Source organism: Leisingera daeponensis (assembly GCF_019801465.1).
In the GTDB taxonomy this organism is placed as follows: Bacteria; Pseudomonadota; Alphaproteobacteria; order Rhodobacterales; family Rhodobacteraceae; genus Leisingera; species Leisingera daeponensis_A.
The window spans coordinates 323028-336918 of sequence record NZ_JAHVJA010000004.1; the positions used below are offsets into that span (position 1 = coordinate 323028).

Consider the following 13891-nt stretch of genomic DNA (forward strand, 5'->3'; position numbering starts at 1 on the left):
GGCGCGTTCCTCCGGCTGCGGGGCTTGGCGCGACCCTAGGAGGGGGTATGCCGTGGCTGCAAGGGAAAACCCCGGGGCGCTGTCCCGGACCCCGGGGAATTTTTCGCAAGAGGAAGAGGCGGGCGCTTCAATCGGGGGCAAGCATGTAGCCGGCGCCGCGCACCGTTTGCAGGTATTGCGGCTGTTTCGGGTTCGGCTCGATCTTGCGGCGCAGGCGGGTGATTTGCACGTCTACCGCGCGTTCCTGCGCCTGGCCGCGGTCGCGGCCCAGATCCTCGACCAGCTTGGTACGGGAGACGGGCTCGCCGGGCTGGGCCGAGAAAATCTTCATCAGCTGGCTCTCGGTGCCGGTGAGGCGGATCAGCTCATCCCCCTGCCACATCTCGCCGCGCTCGATGTCGTAGCGGATAGCGCCCAGGTGCAGCACCTTGGGGGCGGCCTCCTGTGCCACGGTGTCCGGCATCCGCCGCAGGATCGCGTTGACGCGCAGCAGCAGTTCCTTGGGTTCGAAAGGTTTTGGCAGGTAATCATCCGCGCCGGCCTCAAAGCCCGCGATCCTGTCCTCGGTCTCCCCCTTGGCGGTCAGCAGCAAGATCGGGGTGGTCATGGTTTCGCGCAACGCACGGGTCAGCGAAATTCCGTCCTCTCCCGGCATCATCACATCCATGACGATCAGGTCGAAATCGAGTCCGGCCAGCACCCGCCGTGCATGGGCGGCGTCGCGTGCAGCGGTCACAAGAAAGCCGGAGCGCATCAGAAACTTTTTCAGAAGGCCACGGATGCGCTCGTCATCATCGATGATCAGCAGATGGGCGTCATGGGTGCTCATGCCGGATCAGTCCCGCAGCTTGGCGTAGGCGCGGCGCATATCCGCATCCATCATCGCCTCAAGCACTTTCTTGAAGCCCTGCACCGCTTCGGGCCCGGCGTCCTTGTAGGCAGCGCGCATCCGGGCACGCTGGGCGTCCGACAGTGTGGCCTCCAGCGCGGCGCCCTGATCGGTCAGGTACAGGTGCCGTTCGCGTTTATCCAGCTCCCCCACCTTGCTGATCACCAGCCCGTCTCCGATCAGCGTGCGCAGCACCCGGTTCAGCGACTGTTTGGTGACGCCAAGGATGCTGAGCAGGTTGTTCACCGTGGTGCCGGGGGAGCGGTTGATGAAGTGGATGGCCCGGTGATGCGCCCGGCCATAGGACATTTCGGCCAGAATCCGGTCCGGATCCGCGGTAAAGCCGCGGTAGGCAAAAAACATTGCCTCTATCCCCTGGCGCAGCTGCTCATCTGTCAGAAACAGCAGGCTTTCGCTGCCATATCCCTGCCCTGTCCGGCCCTCAGGCATGTGGTGCCCCCTCGTCTGTCTTGCGGTGAGTTTATGTCAGTGTTGTTGACATTCCAAGGGTGAAGATGTATCGAATCGCAGCTTTGGCGCAAGATTGTGTCCGCTCCGGCCTCAACTTGCGCAATAAATGAAAATCACCGCAGAATTCAGGAGGGTGCGGCATGGCTGGTTACGACGACCGCGACGGTGTGATCTGGATGGATGGAGAGCTGGTCGACTGGCGGGATGCCAAGGTGCATATCCTGACCCACGCAATGCACTACGCTTCCTCCGTTTTCGAGGGCGAGCGGGCCTATAACGGCAAGATTTTCAAGAGCCGCGAGCATTCCGAGCGGCTGATCGCCTCGGCCGAAGCGCTGGACATGCCGATGCCCTACACTGTCGACCAGATCGAGGCGGCAAAGGAAGAGACCCTGAAAGCTTCGGGCCTGCAGGACGCTTATGTGCGGGCGCTGGTCTGGCGCGGCTCGGGCGAGGACATGGGCGTGGCCTCCGCCAAGAACCCGGTCCGCATGGCGATTGCGGTCTGGGGCTGGGGCGCCTATTACGGCGACGCCAAGATGAAGGGCGCCAAGCTCGACATCGCGGAATGGAAGCGCCCGAGCCCGGAAACCATTCCGGTTCACGCCAAGGCAGCGGGCCTCTACATGATCTGCACCATCTCCAAGCACAAGGCCGAGGCTAAGGGCTGCTCTGACGCGCTGTTCATGGACTGGCGCGGCTATGTGGCCGAGGCGACCGGCGCCAACGTGTTCTTTGTGAAAGACGGCGAGGTGCACACGCCGCTGGCCGATTGCTTCCTCAATGGCATCACCCGCCAGACCGTGATCCAGATGCTGAAGGACAAGGGCATCACCGTGCACGAGCGCCGCATCAAGCCGGAAGAAATGGAAGGGTTCGAGCAGTGCTGGCTGACCGGCACCGCCGCCGAAGTGACCCCGGTGGGCGAGATCGGGCCTTACACGTTCGAGGTTGGTGCCCTGACCCGGGAAATCGCCGAAGATTACGAGAAGCTGGTTCGTGCGTAAGCCCTAGGCTGCGAATTAGTCGACAACCCCCGCCCTTGAGCGGGGGTTTTTCTTTTCGGTTGCAGCGCAATACTTCAGGTAACGGCGCGCAGCGGCTGATCCCAAAATCCTGCACTCATTCCGGGACTGTGCCATAGTCGGGCACAATGCCAAAAGGTCATTGCATGTCATGTGCAGTCGGCGGCTGAAAAGGAGGAACGGGAACGCGATGGATCTGAACATTGCCTATGTGAATTATCTTGAACTGGGCCTGCGCCTGATTTGCGCCGCCGCCGCCGGGGCGTTTCTGGGATTGGACCGGGAGCTGCGGCACCGAAAGGTGGGCATGCGGACATACATGATTGTTTCGCTTGGGGCGGCTGGCTTCACGCTGATTACCATGGAAATGTCGATGGAGGCGCTCACCCTTGAGATGGGGGCGGATCCAACGCGGATCATGCAGGGGCTGGTAGGGGCGATCGGGTTTCTGGGTGCCGGGGCAATCATCCAAGGCGAAGAACGGGTTGGAGGCATGGCGACAGCTGCCAGCCTTTGGGTCGCCGGCAGTGTCGGTATGGCCTCCGGGCTCGGCTATTACGTTCATGCGGTGGTTCTGGCCCTTGCGGCTGCAGGCATTCTTGCAATGAGCCGGCTGATGAGCACCCGCGGCAGTGAGGACCGGCCGGATATCAGCGAATGATGCAATGCCTTGTAAATGATGCAAGCTGCGGCTGACAGCAGTCCGGCGCCTCCCCGTGCCGCCTTTGCGGGCTACTGGCGCAAAAGCCAATCCACCACTGTCTTGGCCCGGCCCTGTGCGCTGGGCCAGATCACGTAGAATCCCTGGTCTCCCAAGCGTGGTGCCTGCCACAGGATCTCCAGCGGCTGGCCGCCCAGGAAAATCCGCGGCACCAGTGCGATGCCCTGGCCATTTACCGCAGCATCCATGGCCAGCGCGGTCTGGTTGAATTGCAGGACCCGGCCCTTGGCCGTGAGCCCCTCCTGCCGCAGCAGAAGGTCCCAGTGCCGGTGTCCGTCCTGGATCAGCGTGTGCTGGGCGAGATCGGCCAGTTCCAGGGATTTTTCCTGTGTTAGAGCCGACTCGGGCCTGGCCACGGCCACCAGATCCACCAGCGACAGGAGGGCGGAGTTCAAACTGCTCTCCTGCGGTTTGCTGCCCTGGCGGATGGCAATGTCGATGCCGTCCCGCTTGAAATTTGTCAGGCTTTCCTCGGCGACCACCCGCAGGTCGATGTCCGGATGCCGCGCCTCGAACTCCGGCAGCCGCGGCACCAGCCATTTTGAGGCAAAGGAGGGCGGCACCGACAGCGTCACCCGCTGTACAGCCGGGGCCAGCTTGTCGGTTGCTTCGCGGATCAGCGCCAGGGCCTGTTGCACCGGCACGTGGTAGCTGCGCCCGGTGTCGGTCAGCGTCAGCCCGCGGGCGTGGCGGTGGAACAGTTTGTGGCCCAGATCCGCCTCCAGCCTGCGCACCTGCTGCGCAACGGCGCCTTGAGTCAGGTGCAGCTCCTCGGCCGCGCGGCCGAAGTTCAGGTGGCGGGCGGCGGCGTCGAACATCCGCAGGGCATTGAGGTTGGGCAGGCGCATGAGGTCTCAGCCAGTAGTTTTGCTACAGTCTGGCGCGATGAGACATGATTGGTCAAGCGCGCCTTCAGCCGCCATCTTGGGAGCAAGCAAAGGAGTATGGATATGACCAAGGTTGCTCTCTTCACCGCCGCAGGCAGCGGCATGGGCGCGGATGCTGCCCGCCACCTTCACGACCAGGGGTATGAGGTTGCGATCCTCTCCTCCTCCGGCAGGGGCGAGGCCCTGGCGCAGGAGCTGGGCGGAGTGGGGCATACAGGCTCCAACCTGGAGCAAGGCGATCTGCAGGCGCTGGTGGACAAGGCGATGGATCGCTGGGGGCGGATCGACGTGCTGGTCAACTCGGCCGGCCACGGGCCCAAGGGCGATATCCTGGAGATCAGCGACGACGACTGGCATCTGGGGATGGAATACTACCTGATGAACGTGATCCGCCCTTCGCGGCTGGTGGCGCCCATCATGGCCGCGCAGGGCAAGGGGTCGATCATCAACATCTCCACCTTTGCGGTGTTTGAGCCGGATCCTCTGTTCCCGACCTCCGGCGTGTTCCGGGCCGGGCTGGCGAGCTTTACCAAGCTGTTTGCTGACAAGTTTGCAGGCCAGGGTGTGCGGATGAACAACGTGCTGCCGGGCTTCATCGATAGCCTGCCGGAGACCGAGGACCGCAAGGCGCGCATTCCGATGGGGCGTTATGGCACCGCGCGCGAGGTGTCTGCGCTGGTAGCCTATCTGGCCTCGGATGATGCGGCCTATACCACCGGGCAGAACATCCGCGTCGACGGGGGACTGACCCGTGCAATCTGACGTTCAGTCCCTGCCAAGGCAGGCCACGGTCAGCCCGGCGTTTCTTCTGAAATGGGCCGCGTCCATCGTGCAGATCCTTGGGTACTCTGCCACCGCCTGGGGTTTGCACCCTTGGAACATCTATCTGTTCCTGGCGGGCCTCACCGGCTGGTTCCTGGTTGGCGTTTTGTGGAATGACCGCGCGATCATGCTGATCCACGTGGTGGCGCTAGGGGCGATGATTGCAGGCTTTTGGTCAAGTTAGAGCCTGTTATCCGCCCTTGGGGTCGATCAACGGCTTGGCCTTGCCGCGCTGCAGGCCCAGCCGGTGCTCGCGCCAGATCACCAGCACATTGCCGACAATCACCAGCGCCGCACCGGCCAGCATCACCAGAGTCGGCCATTCGTCGAACCAGACATAGCCGATAACGATGGCAAAGATCATCGAGGCATAGTCATAAGGTGCCAGCATTGAGGCCGGCGCAAACCGGTAGGAGGACGTGACCAGGATCTGCGCCACCCCGCCAACCAGACCGGCGCTGACCAGCAGCGCGGCGGTTTGCGCATCCGGCATCACCCAGCCGAAAGGCGCGGTCAGCAGTGCGAGTCCCGAGGCAGTCAGCGAAAAATAGAACACGATGGCCGCGGTATGCTCCGATTGCACCATGCGGCGGATGTGGATCTGCACAAAGCCGCGCGCCACCGTGGCGCCGACCACCAGCAGAACCCCCAGCATGGCGCCATCGCCCAGGTCGCCGCCGAGGCGCGGCCAGATCATGATCAGCACGCCCAAGAGGCCGATGGCGACGGCGCTGATGCGTACCAGGCGGATGGTCTCGCCCAGGAACAGCGCCGCAAGGATCAGGGTGAAGATCGGGGTGGCATAGCCGATGGCGGTGACCTCCGGCAGCGGAAGCAGCGCCAGCCCCATGAAAGTCATGCCCATCGCCGAGGTGCCGACCAGCCCGCGCCACACGTGAAACATCGGCTTTTTGGTGATCAACCCCTGGCGCAGCTGGCCCCGCGCCGCCAGCCAGACCACAATCACCGGAATGGCAAAGAAGGAGCGGAAGAACACCGCCTCGCTTGCCGGCACGGTCTCTGAGGTGGCCTTGATGATCCCTGACAGCGCGGTGAACAGTGCAATCGCGGTCACTTTCAGCAGGACCGCCATCACAGGCCGATGCGATGTTAAGGATTCTGCCATGGCGCGACCCTGCGCCCATGCGCCGCAAAGATCAATGGCTTGATTTCGGCAGGTCAAGGCGCGCAAATGGCGCCGCCAGATGAAGGAGCCGCCGATGTATGACGCCAACCACTTGATCCGCCAGCTGCGTGAATCCTCGCTGGGTCGCGAGGAGGATGTTTTTGCCCGGCTTCCCGGTGGCGGCACGGTCACATTCGATGCGCTGTTTGCCGGGGCGGAGCGGATGGCGTCGGCGCTGGCGGGGCAGGGTGTGCAGCCGGGGGACCGGGTGGCGGTGCAGGTTCAGAAGACCATCCAGGCGATTGAGCTTTACCTTGGCACGGTGATGGCGGGCGGCATCTTTCTGCCCTTGAACACTGCCTATACCGGGCCGGAGGTCGCCTATTTCGTCGGCGATGCAACGCCCCGGGTGGTGGTCTGCGATCCTGTGCGGAAGGAGGAGATCAGCGCGATCTCCGGGGAGGCCAAGGTGCTGACACTGGATGCGGCGGGGCAGGGGACCTTGCGGGATCTGGCTGACGGGCAGCCCGGGTTTGAACCCGTTGTCCGGCAGGCGGATGATCTGGCGGCGATCCTTTACACTTCCGGCACCACCGGCCGCTCCAAAGGCGCGATGCTGAGCCATGACAATCTGGCATCCAATTCGCTCACCCTGCGGGGCTACTGGCGGTTCACCAAGGACGACGTGCTGATCCATGCGCTGCCGATCTTCCACACCCACGGGCTGTTTGTGGCAACCAATGTGGCGTTGTTTGCAGGCTGCCAGGTGGTGTTCCTGCCGGGGTTCGATGCGGATGCGATTCTGGACGCGATGCCGACGGCGACTGCGCTGATGGGGGTGCCGACGTTCTATACCCGTTTGCTCGCGGATGCGCGGCTGACGCCGGAACGTGCCGCGAACATGCGCCTGTTCATCTCCGGCTCCGCACCTTTGCTCGTGGATACCCATGAGCAATGGGAGGCCCGCACCGGACACCGTATTCTGGAACGCTACGGGATGACCGAAACCAATATGAGCACGTCGAACCCCTATGACGGAGAGCGCCGGGCCGGCACCGTCGGTTTTCCGCTGCCGGGGGTGGAAGCGCGGGTCATCAAGGACGGGGCTGAGGTGCCCGCCGGCGAGATCGGCGTGCTGGAGGTCCGCGGCCCCAACGTGTTCCAGGGCTATTGGCAGATGCCGGAGAAGACGGCGGAGGAATTGCAGGCTGATGGCTGGTTCATCACCGGTGACATGGCGAAGATCGATGCCGATGGCTATGTCACCATCGTCGGGCGCGAGAAGGATCTGATCATCACCGGCGGCTTCAACGTTTACCCCAAGGAGGTGGAAAGCCTGATCGACGACCTGCCCGGCGTGCTGGAAAGCGCGGTGATCGGGGTGCCGCATCCCGACTTTGGCGAGGGTGTGGTGGCCGTGGTGGTGCCGAAAGGGGAGGGCACCAGCGCTGAGGCCATCAAAGCGGCTCTGACCGGGCAATTGGCCAAGTTCAAGCAGCCAAAGGAGATCCTCCTGTTGGAGGCCCTGCCGCGCAACACCATGGGCAAGGTGCAGAAAAAAGCCCTGCGTGAGGAATACGCAGGGCTGTTTGGCTGAAGCACTGTTCCATCCGGCCGGCAGACCGGTCAGCGCCCGCCCCTCCCCACGGGAGGGTGCTGCCCTCAGTTTTGATGCGCCGCGTGGTGTGCCTCTTCCTCGCGCCATTCCCGAACCGCCTGCACCAGGATCTGGAAGGCGGAGTTCAGGAACAGTCCGCCCATGATCCCGGCCACAATGAGGTCCGGCCAGCCGGTAGCGGTGCCCCAGACCCCCAGTGCTGCAATCATCACCGCTACATTGCCGATGGCATCATTTCGGGAACACAGCCAGACCGAGCGCACATTAGCGTCACCGTCCTTGTAACGGGCCAAGAGCAGCACCGAGATCAGGTTCGCCGCCAGCGCCATGAAGCCTATCACACCCATGATCTGTGCCTGCGGCACGCCAACGTAGAAGACCTGATAGACGGTGGAGCCGAACACCCAGGCTCCCATTAGCAACAGGCTGAAACCCTTGCCCAGGGCCGCCAGTGCGCGTGTGCGCAGGGTGGCGCCGATCACCGCCAGTGAAATGCCATAGGTCAGTGCGTCGCCCAGAAAATCCAGCGCGTCTGCCTTCAGCGCCTGGCTGCCAGACATCTGCCCGGCACCCATTTCCACCGCGAACATACCGGCGTTGATGGCGATCACCAGCCAAAGCCTGCGTTTGTAGTCCGCCGATACTCCGTCAAACCGGGCCTCATGATTGCAGCAGCCTGCCATTGCTCTTGTCCTCATTCCTGATTCGAGATCAATGTAGGGCCTCTAGTCACTAGAGCATCAAGAGGTCTTTGAAATGTTTTCCATCGGCCAGCTGTCCAAGGCCACCGGCGTCAAGGTGCCCACCATCCGCTACTACGAGGAGATCGGCCTGCTGCCGCAGCCGGGCCGCAATGCCGGCAACCAGCGCCGCTACGGGCAGGACGGGATGGAGGCGTTGGGCTTCATCAAACATGCCCGCGACCTCGGGTTCTCGCTGGAGGACATCAAGGCGCTGATGGGGCTGGACGGGCAGCTGGGTGCGGATTGTGCCGCAGCCGACCGGATTGCGCGCAGCCAGCTGGCCAATGTCCGCGACCGCATCCGCAAACTGCAGCAACTGGCGTCTGAGCTGGAGCGGATCAGCCACCTGTGCGACGGCGGCAATGGCGGCTGCTGCAAGGTGCTGACGGCGCTGGGCGACCACAGCCAATGCGCGGGCGAGCACGGTTGAGTACGCAGGCTGAGAGGAATTGCCCGAACTGCACTCGGGCAAACCCCTTTGTTAGAGCCTGATCCTTAGCCGATGCGGCCCTGGTTTTTGCCGATCTGGCCGCGGTGCAGCAGCAGATGGTCGAGGATCACGCAGGCCATCATTGCCTCGGCCACCGGTACCGCGCGGATGCCGACGCAGGGGTCGTGGCGGCCTTTGGTGATCACCTCGGTAGCGGAGCCGTCCTTGCGGATCGATTTGCGCGGGGTGAGGATCGAGGAGGTCGGCTTGACCGCAAAGCGCACCACAACATCCTGCCCGGTGGAGATCCCGCCGAGGATGCCGCCGGCGTGGTTGGAGGAGTACTCCGGACCGTTATCGCCCATGAAGATTTCGTCTGCGTTTTCCGAGCCTTTGAGGCGCGCGGCGTTCATGCCCTCGCCGATCTCGACGCCTTTGACTGCGTTGATCGACATCATCGCGGCGGCCAGGTCGGTGTCCAGCTTGCCATAGACCGGCGCGCCGATGCCTGCGGGGACATTGCGGGCCACCACCTCGACCACGGCGCCAACGGAATCATGCGCCTTGCGCAAGCCTTGCAGGTAGTTTTCCCACTCCTGCACCGCGCCAGCATCTGGAATCCAGAAATCGTTCTGCTCGATCGCATCCCAGTCGAACCGGCTGCGGTCGATCTCCAGCTCGCCCATTTGGGTCATGTAGCCCTTGATCTCCAGTCCCGGCACCAGCGCCTTGATTGCTTCACGTGCAACACCGCCCGCGGCAACTCGCGCCGCGGTTTCGCGCGCCGAGGACCGGCCGCCGCCGCGGTAGTCGCGGTTGCCGTATTTCTGGAAATAGGTGATGTCGGCGTGGCCCGGACGGAAGGTCTGGGAAATCTCGCCGTAATCCTTGGACCGCTGGTCGGTGTTTTCGATCATCAGCTGGATCGGCGTGCCGGTGGTCATGCCGTCGAACACGCCGGACAGGATCTTGACCGCATCCGGCTCGTTGCGCTGAGTGGTGTTCTTGTTCTGGCCGGGGCGGCGCTTGTCGAGCCACTGCTGCAGCATTTCCGGCTCCAGCGGCACGTTCGGCGGGCAGCCGTCGACGGTGGCGCCAAGCGCGGGCCCGTGGCTTTCGCCCCAGGTGGTGACGCGGAAGAGGTGTCCAAAGCTGTTCATCGACATGCGGCGCGGTCTCCTTTGGGCCGTGCTTAGCGGGCAGGGGCGTGTGCCTCAAGAGGATTCCTGTGCGGCACACCGGGCAGGGGCGCTGCCCCCGCCGCCTGCGGCGGCTCCCCCGGGATATTTTCGGCCAGAAGAACAGGGGATCCTGATTCCGGGCTTTCCAGTTGGCCTGAACAATAGGTCTTGACCGGAGTTTGGCTTGTCTTTGCTGCACCTGAGGCATAATGTCCGCGCCACCTCGGGGTGCGCGGCAGCGCTGAGATGACACCCGTTGAACCTGAACCGGATTACACCGGCGGAGGGAAGGTACTGGACAGCCTCCACCCTTGCCCAAAGCCGCAAAGGAGGATGGCATGAAACATCTTGCATTTGCAGCGGGACTGCTCGGCGCCTCGGCAGCGTTTGCCGATACGCCCGAACTGGTCGTTTACACCTATGACAGCTTTGTTTCCGACTGGGGCCCGGGCCCGGCAGTGGAGAAGGCCTTTGAAGAGGTCTGCGGCTGCGACCTGAAACTGGTCGGCGCGGGCGACGGCGCGGCGCTGCTGGCGCGGGTCAAGCTGGAAGGCGAACGTTCGGACGCCGACGTCGTGCTGGGGCTCGACACCAACCTGACCGCGGCGGCTAAGGAAACCGGCTTGTTTGCCGAGCATTCGGTCAGCGCTGACTATGCGCTGCCGGTTGAATGGAACGACGCGACCTTTGTGCCCTATGACTGGGGCTACTTTGCCTTTGTCCATAATGCTGACGCCGCGGCGCCTGCAGATTTCAAGGCGCTGGCCGCCAGCGACACCAAGATCGTCATTCAGGACCCGCGCTCCTCGACCCCCGGGCTGGGCCTGCTGCTGTGGGTGAAGGCGGCCTATGGCGATGAGGCGCCAGAGATCTGGAAGGGCCTCTCTGACAACGTGGTGACCGTGACCAAGGGCTGGTCCGAGGCCTACGGCATGTTCCTGGAAGGCGAGGCCGACATGGTGCTCTCCTACACGACCTCACCCGCCTATCACCTTATTGCGGAGGAAGATGGTTCAAAGGCTGCCGCGGCATTCGGCGAAGGCCACTACATGCAGGTGGAAGTTGCTGGCAAGCTGGCAAACACCGATCAGCCGGAATTGGCGGATCAGTTTCTTGCTTTCATGGTGACGGATGCGTTCCAGTCGATCATCCCGACCACCAATTGGATGTATCCGGCGGTCACTCCGGCGGCGGGTCTGCCGGAAGGGTTTGACACCCTGATCGCGCCGGGGAAGTCGCTGTTGCTGAGCGAAAACGAAGCCGCTGAAGTGCGCGATGCGGCGTTGGGCGAATGGCTGGACGCGCTCAGCCAGTAAGCGCATGGCCCGGGATCAGCGCAGCCGTGCTTGTTGCTGCGCTGATCCTCGGCACCCTTGCGGCAGTTGCCTTCAGGGCTGAGGCCGGGACTGGGATTGCCGCCAGCGACTATGTCGCGCTGCGGTTCACGCTGACCCAGGCGTGCCTGTCGGCGCTGCTGAGCGTTGGCCTTGCCATTCCGGTCGCCCGCGCGCTGGCGCGGCGGCGGTTTCCTGGGCGGCGGCTGCTGATTGCATTGCTGGGCGCGCCCTTTATCCTGCCTGTCATTGTCGCCATTCTCGGGCTGCTGGCGGTCTTTGGCCGGGCGGGCTGGCTGAGCGGATTTTTGGGGCTGTTCGGGCTGGAACCGGTGCAGATATACGGTTTGCACGGGGTGGTACTGGCGCATGTCTTCTTCAATCTACCGCTGGCAACCCGGCTGATTTTGCAGGGCTGGCAGGAGATCCCTGCTGAACGTTTCCGCCTGGCGGCACAGCTAGGGGCCGGGCGGCTGGCGGTGTGGCGGCTGCTGGAGGGGCCGATGCTGAAACGTGTGGCGCCGGGTGCGCTGGCGGTGGTTTTTGCCATTTGCCTGTCGAGCTTTGCGGTGGCGCTGACCCTGGGCGGCGGGCCGCGGGCCACAACCATTGAACTCGCCATTTATCAGGCCTTCCGGTTTGATTTCGATCTGGGCCGGGCTGCGCTGCTGTCCGGGATGCAGCTGGTGCTGACCGGTGGCGCCGCAATGGTGGCGCTGCGGGCGTCGGCGGGAGAGGGCTTTGGCACCGGGCTGGACCGCATGATAAGGCGCTGGGACGGCCGAAGCGCTTGGTCGTGCGGTCTGGATGGGTTTTGGATTGCCCTGTCGGCTGCTTTTCTGCTGCTGCCGCTAGCGGCAATTGTGCTGGCTGGCCTGCCAGGGCTGACAGCCTTAAAAAGCAATGTTTGGCAGGCCGCAGGAAACTCCATACTGGTTGCATCAATCAGCACCGTGATCCTGCTGGCGCTGGCCCTGCCGATGGCAGCTGCGGTTGCCGCCGGACGCAATGGTATGACCGAGCTGTCGGGCATCATGGGTCTGGCGGCCTCGCCTCTGGTGATCGGCACTGGCCTGTTCATCCTGATCTATCCTGTTGCCGACCCCTTTGCCCTTGCCTTGCCAGTAACGGCTCTGGTCAATGCGGTGATGGCGCTGCCCTTTGCCATGCGGATTCTGGTGCCCCGTGCTCGCGAGGTGCTGGCGCGCTACGGCCGCCTGTCACTGTCACTGGACATGCAGGGCTGGGCTTTCGTCCGCCGGGTCTACCTGCCGCGGATGCGGGCGCAGACCGGGTTCGCGGCAGGGTTGGCGGCGGCCTTGTCGATGGGCGATCTTGGCGTGGTGACCCTGTTTGCCGATCCGGAGTTCGCGACCTTGCCCTTGCAGATATACCGCTTGATGGGCGCTTACCGGATGGAGGCCGCAGCCGGTGCTGCGCTGCTGCTGCTTCTTCTGTCGATGGGGGCATTCTGGCTGTTGGATCGCGGAGGACGCTGGCATGCTGAGGCTTGAGAATTGCCGGATCATGAATGGCGATTACGCGGTGGAGGCGGATCTGGAGATCAGTCCTGGCGCCTGCGCCGCGGTGATCGGTCCGTCCGGCGCCGGGAAATCGACGCTGGTGGAGGCCATTGCCGGTTTTCTGCCGGTCACACGCGGGCGGATTTTCTGGAACGGATCGGACCTGACAAACAGTCCGCCGGGCAAACGGCCGGTGGCAATGCTGTTTCAGGACGGAAACCTGTTTCCGCATCTGACCGTGGCGCAGAACGTGGGCCTGGGGCTGCACGCGAATCTGCGGCTGAGCCAGTCAGAGCGGAGCCAAGTTGAAGCGGCTCTGGAACGGGTCGGCCTTAGCGGCATGGGCGGGCGCAAGCCCGCAGCTTTATCCGGTGGCCAGCAAAGCCGGGTGGCGCTGGCGCGGGTGCTGGTGCAGGGGCGGCAGATCCTATTGCTGGATGAACCCTTTGCCGCGCTTGGCCCGGCGCTGAAGGCGGGGATGCTCGATCTGGTGGCGGAGCTGACCCGCGAAAGCGGAGCCACGGTGCTGATGGTCAGTCACGATCCGGACGATGCCCGCCGGATTGCAGACCAGGTCGTGCTGGTCGCCGACGGCAAGGCGCATCCGCCGGAGCCGGCGGCGGAGCTGCTGGACAACCCGCCGCCTGCCTTGAAAGCGTACTTGGGTTAGGCGGCGAGCGCCGTTTCCCGCGTTTTGGTGATCATCAGCGCTGCATTGGCTGCCTCGCGGCCTTTTTCCACGAAATGATCGCGATAAATCGCCTTGTGGTGATCAGTCTCCTGGAAGTGATGCGGGGTCAGCGACACCGAAAGCACCGGCACGCCTGTGTCCATTCCGGCACGCATCAGCCCGTCGACCACGGCCTGCGCGACGAAGTCATGCCGGTAAATGCCGCCATCCACCACGAGGGCCGCGCAGGCCACGGCAGCGTATTTTCCGGTTTTGGCAAGTTCTTGTGCCAGCAAAGGCATTTCAAAGGCGCCGGGCACATCGAAGACGTCAACCTGCGCCGTGGGGATCAGCTGCAGGAACCCTTCCAGCGCCCGGTCGACAATATCTGCGTGCCATTGAGCCTTGATGAAGGCATAGCGGGTGTGTGTCATTTCGTAATCTCCTTGTG

General features: G+C 63.6%; 16 protein-coding genes and 1 riboswitch. Of the genes, 9 read left to right on the forward strand and 7 right to left on the reverse strand.

Annotated features, from left to right (window positions below; translation table 11 throughout):
• Nucleotides 1-127 precede the first annotated feature (127 nt).
• Together KUV26_RS12510 and KUV26_RS12515 are read right to left on the reverse strand one after the other, a co-directional pair.
• Nucleotides 128-829 carry a response regulator gene (locus tag KUV26_RS12510; protein ID WP_222503727.1) on the reverse strand — a complete coding sequence of 234 codons (702 nt, stop codon included), beginning with the start codon at nucleotides 827-829 and terminating at the stop codon, nucleotides 128-130.
• Between the two features lie 6 nt (nucleotides 830-835).
• Nucleotides 836-1339: a MarR family winged helix-turn-helix transcriptional regulator gene (locus tag KUV26_RS12515; protein ID WP_222503728.1), complete on the reverse strand. Its 504-nt coding sequence runs from the start codon at nucleotides 1337-1339 to the stop codon at nucleotides 836-838.
• 161 nt (nucleotides 1340-1500) lie between these two features.
• On the opposite strand from KUV26_RS12515, the gene KUV26_RS12520 reads away from it, so the two are divergent.
• Together KUV26_RS12520 and KUV26_RS12525 are read left to right on the forward strand one after the other, a co-directional pair.
• On the forward strand, nucleotides 1501-2367 hold the full coding sequence (locus KUV26_RS12520) for a branched-chain amino acid aminotransferase (RefSeq protein WP_222508565.1): 867 nt from the start codon (nucleotides 1501-1503) through the stop codon (nucleotides 2365-2367).
• A 208-nt stretch (nucleotides 2368-2575) separates the two neighbouring features.
• Nucleotides 2576-3046 carry an MgtC/SapB family protein gene (locus tag KUV26_RS12525; protein ID WP_222503730.1) on the forward strand — a complete coding sequence of 157 codons (471 nt, stop codon included), beginning with the start codon at nucleotides 2576-2578 and terminating at the stop codon, nucleotides 3044-3046.
• A gap of 71 nt (nucleotides 3047-3117) precedes the next feature.
• On the opposite strand, the gene KUV26_RS12530 is transcribed toward KUV26_RS12525, so the two are convergent.
• A complete protein-coding gene (locus KUV26_RS12530; protein ID WP_222508566.1) occupies nucleotides 3118-3954 on the reverse strand; it encodes a LysR substrate-binding domain-containing protein in 837 nt (278 codons plus the stop codon).
• A gap of 96 nt (nucleotides 3955-4050) precedes the next feature.
• On the opposite strand from KUV26_RS12530, the gene KUV26_RS12535 reads away from it, so the two are divergent.
• The gene (locus tag KUV26_RS12535; protein ID WP_222508567.1) at nucleotides 4051-4755 is read left to right on the forward strand and encodes an SDR family oxidoreductase; all 705 of its coding nucleotides are present in this window, start codon (nucleotides 4051-4053) and stop codon (nucleotides 4753-4755) included.
• Nucleotides 4745-4999, forward strand: coding sequence for a DUF6552 family protein (locus KUV26_RS12540; RefSeq protein WP_222508568.1), 255 nt, complete (start codon nucleotides 4745-4747; stop codon nucleotides 4997-4999). The genes KUV26_RS12535 and KUV26_RS12540 overlap by 11 nt, the downstream gene beginning before the upstream one ends.
• A gap of 6 nt (nucleotides 5000-5005) precedes the next feature.
• On the opposite strand, the gene KUV26_RS12545 is transcribed toward KUV26_RS12540, so the two are convergent.
• A complete protein-coding gene (locus tag KUV26_RS12545; protein WP_222508569.1) occupies nucleotides 5006-5941 on the reverse strand; it encodes a DMT family transporter in 936 nt (311 codons plus the stop codon).
• A gap of 94 nt (nucleotides 5942-6035) precedes the next feature.
• Between KUV26_RS12545 and KUV26_RS12550 the strand changes: the two genes are divergently transcribed.
• Nucleotides 6036-7538 carry a malonate--CoA ligase gene (locus KUV26_RS12550; RefSeq protein ID WP_222508570.1) on the forward strand — a complete coding sequence of 501 codons (1503 nt, stop codon included), beginning with the start codon at nucleotides 6036-6038 and terminating at the stop codon, nucleotides 7536-7538.
• Between the two features lie 65 nt (nucleotides 7539-7603).
• Here KUV26_RS12550 and KUV26_RS12555 read toward each other — a convergent pair whose 3' ends face one another.
• Nucleotides 7604-8242 carry a cation transporter gene (locus KUV26_RS12555; RefSeq protein WP_222508571.1) on the reverse strand — a complete coding sequence of 213 codons (639 nt, stop codon included), beginning with the start codon at nucleotides 8240-8242 and terminating at the stop codon, nucleotides 7604-7606.
• Between the two features lie 73 nt (nucleotides 8243-8315).
• On the opposite strand from KUV26_RS12555, the gene KUV26_RS12560 reads away from it, so the two are divergent.
• Nucleotides 8316-8732: a MerR family transcriptional regulator gene (locus KUV26_RS12560; protein ID WP_222508572.1), complete on the forward strand. Its 417-nt coding sequence runs from the start codon at nucleotides 8316-8318 to the stop codon at nucleotides 8730-8732.
• 65 nt (nucleotides 8733-8797) lie between these two features.
• On the opposite strand, the gene aroC is transcribed toward KUV26_RS12560, so the two are convergent.
• Nucleotides 8798-9898, reverse strand: a complete 1101-nt coding sequence (gene aroC / locus KUV26_RS12565) for a chorismate synthase (RefSeq protein ID WP_222508573.1) — start codon at nucleotides 9896-9898, stop codon at nucleotides 8798-8800.
• 229 nt (nucleotides 9899-10127) lie between these two features.
• Nucleotides 10128-10219, forward strand: a riboswitch (TPP riboswitch).
• 32 nt (nucleotides 10220-10251) lie between these two features.
• On the opposite strand from aroC, the gene thiB reads away from it, so the two are divergent.
• The 3 genes from thiB to KUV26_RS12580 are packed head-to-tail and all read left to right on the forward strand — an operon-like array spanning nucleotide 10252 to nucleotide 13440.
• Nucleotides 10252-11229 (forward strand): thiamine ABC transporter substrate binding subunit, encoded by a 978-nt coding sequence (gene thiB / locus KUV26_RS12570; RefSeq protein ID WP_222508574.1) that lies wholly within the window; start codon nucleotides 10252-10254, stop codon nucleotides 11227-11229.
• Nucleotides 11205-12761, forward strand: a complete 1557-nt coding sequence (locus tag KUV26_RS12575) for a thiamine/thiamine pyrophosphate ABC transporter permease ThiP (protein WP_222508575.1) — start codon at nucleotides 11205-11207, stop codon at nucleotides 12759-12761. The genes thiB and KUV26_RS12575 overlap by 25 nt, the downstream gene beginning before the upstream one ends.
• On the forward strand, nucleotides 12748-13440 hold the full coding sequence (locus KUV26_RS12580) for an ATP-binding cassette domain-containing protein (protein ID WP_222503741.1): 693 nt from the start codon (nucleotides 12748-12750) through the stop codon (nucleotides 13438-13440). Before KUV26_RS12575 ends, KUV26_RS12580 begins: the two co-directional genes overlap by 14 nt.
• Here KUV26_RS12580 and KUV26_RS12585 read toward each other — a convergent pair.
• Nucleotides 13437-13874 carry a 6,7-dimethyl-8-ribityllumazine synthase gene (locus KUV26_RS12585; protein WP_222503742.1) on the reverse strand — a complete coding sequence of 146 codons (438 nt, stop codon included), beginning with the start codon at nucleotides 13872-13874 and terminating at the stop codon, nucleotides 13437-13439. The genes KUV26_RS12580 and KUV26_RS12585 overlap by 4 nt on opposite strands.
• Between the last annotated feature and the right edge of the window lie 17 nt (nucleotides 13875-13891).

Coding starts and splice junctions, on each gene's coding strand:
- KUV26_RS12585 (WP_222503742.1), bottom strand. CDS start 13,874: ATGACACACACCCGCTATGCCTTCATCAAGGCTCAATGGCACGCAGAT.
- KUV26_RS12560 (WP_222508572.1), top strand. CDS start 8,316: ATGTTTTCCATCGGCCAGCTGTCCAAGGCCACCGGCGTCAAGGTGCCC.
- KUV26_RS12510 (WP_222503727.1), bottom strand. CDS start 829: ATGAGCACCCATGACGCCCATCTGCTGATCATCGATGATGACGAGCGC.
- KUV26_RS12535 (WP_222508567.1), top strand. CDS start 4,051: ATGGATATGACCAAGGTTGCTCTCTTCACCGCCGCAGGCAGCGGCATG.
- KUV26_RS12555 (WP_222508571.1), bottom strand. CDS start 8,242: ATGGCAGGCTGCTGCAATCATGAGGCCCGGTTTGACGGAGTATCGGCG.
- thiB (WP_222508574.1), top strand. CDS start 10,252: ATGAAACATCTTGCATTTGCAGCGGGACTGCTCGGCGCCTCGGCAGCG.
- KUV26_RS12520 (WP_222508565.1), top strand. CDS start 1,501: ATGGCTGGTTACGACGACCGCGACGGTGTGATCTGGATGGATGGAGAG.
- KUV26_RS12575 (WP_222508575.1), top strand. CDS start 11,205: ATGGCTGGACGCGCTCAGCCAGTAAGCGCATGGCCCGGGATCAGCGCA.
- KUV26_RS12550 (WP_222508570.1), top strand. CDS start 6,036: ATGTATGACGCCAACCACTTGATCCGCCAGCTGCGTGAATCCTCGCTG.
- KUV26_RS12525 (WP_222503730.1), top strand. CDS start 2,576: ATGGATCTGAACATTGCCTATGTGAATTATCTTGAACTGGGCCTGCGC.
- aroC (WP_222508573.1), bottom strand. CDS start 9,898: ATGTCGATGAACAGCTTTGGACACCTCTTCCGCGTCACCACCTGGGGC.
- KUV26_RS12530 (WP_222508566.1), bottom strand. CDS start 3,954: ATGCGCCTGCCCAACCTCAATGCCCTGCGGATGTTCGACGCCGCCGCC.
- KUV26_RS12545 (WP_222508569.1), bottom strand. CDS start 5,941: ATGGCAGAATCCTTAACATCGCATCGGCCTGTGATGGCGGTCCTGCTG.
- KUV26_RS12515 (WP_222503728.1), bottom strand. CDS start 1,339: ATGCCTGAGGGCCGGACAGGGCAGGGATATGGCAGCGAAAGCCTGCTG.
- KUV26_RS12580 (WP_222503741.1), top strand. CDS start 12,748: ATGCTGAGGCTTGAGAATTGCCGGATCATGAATGGCGATTACGCGGTG.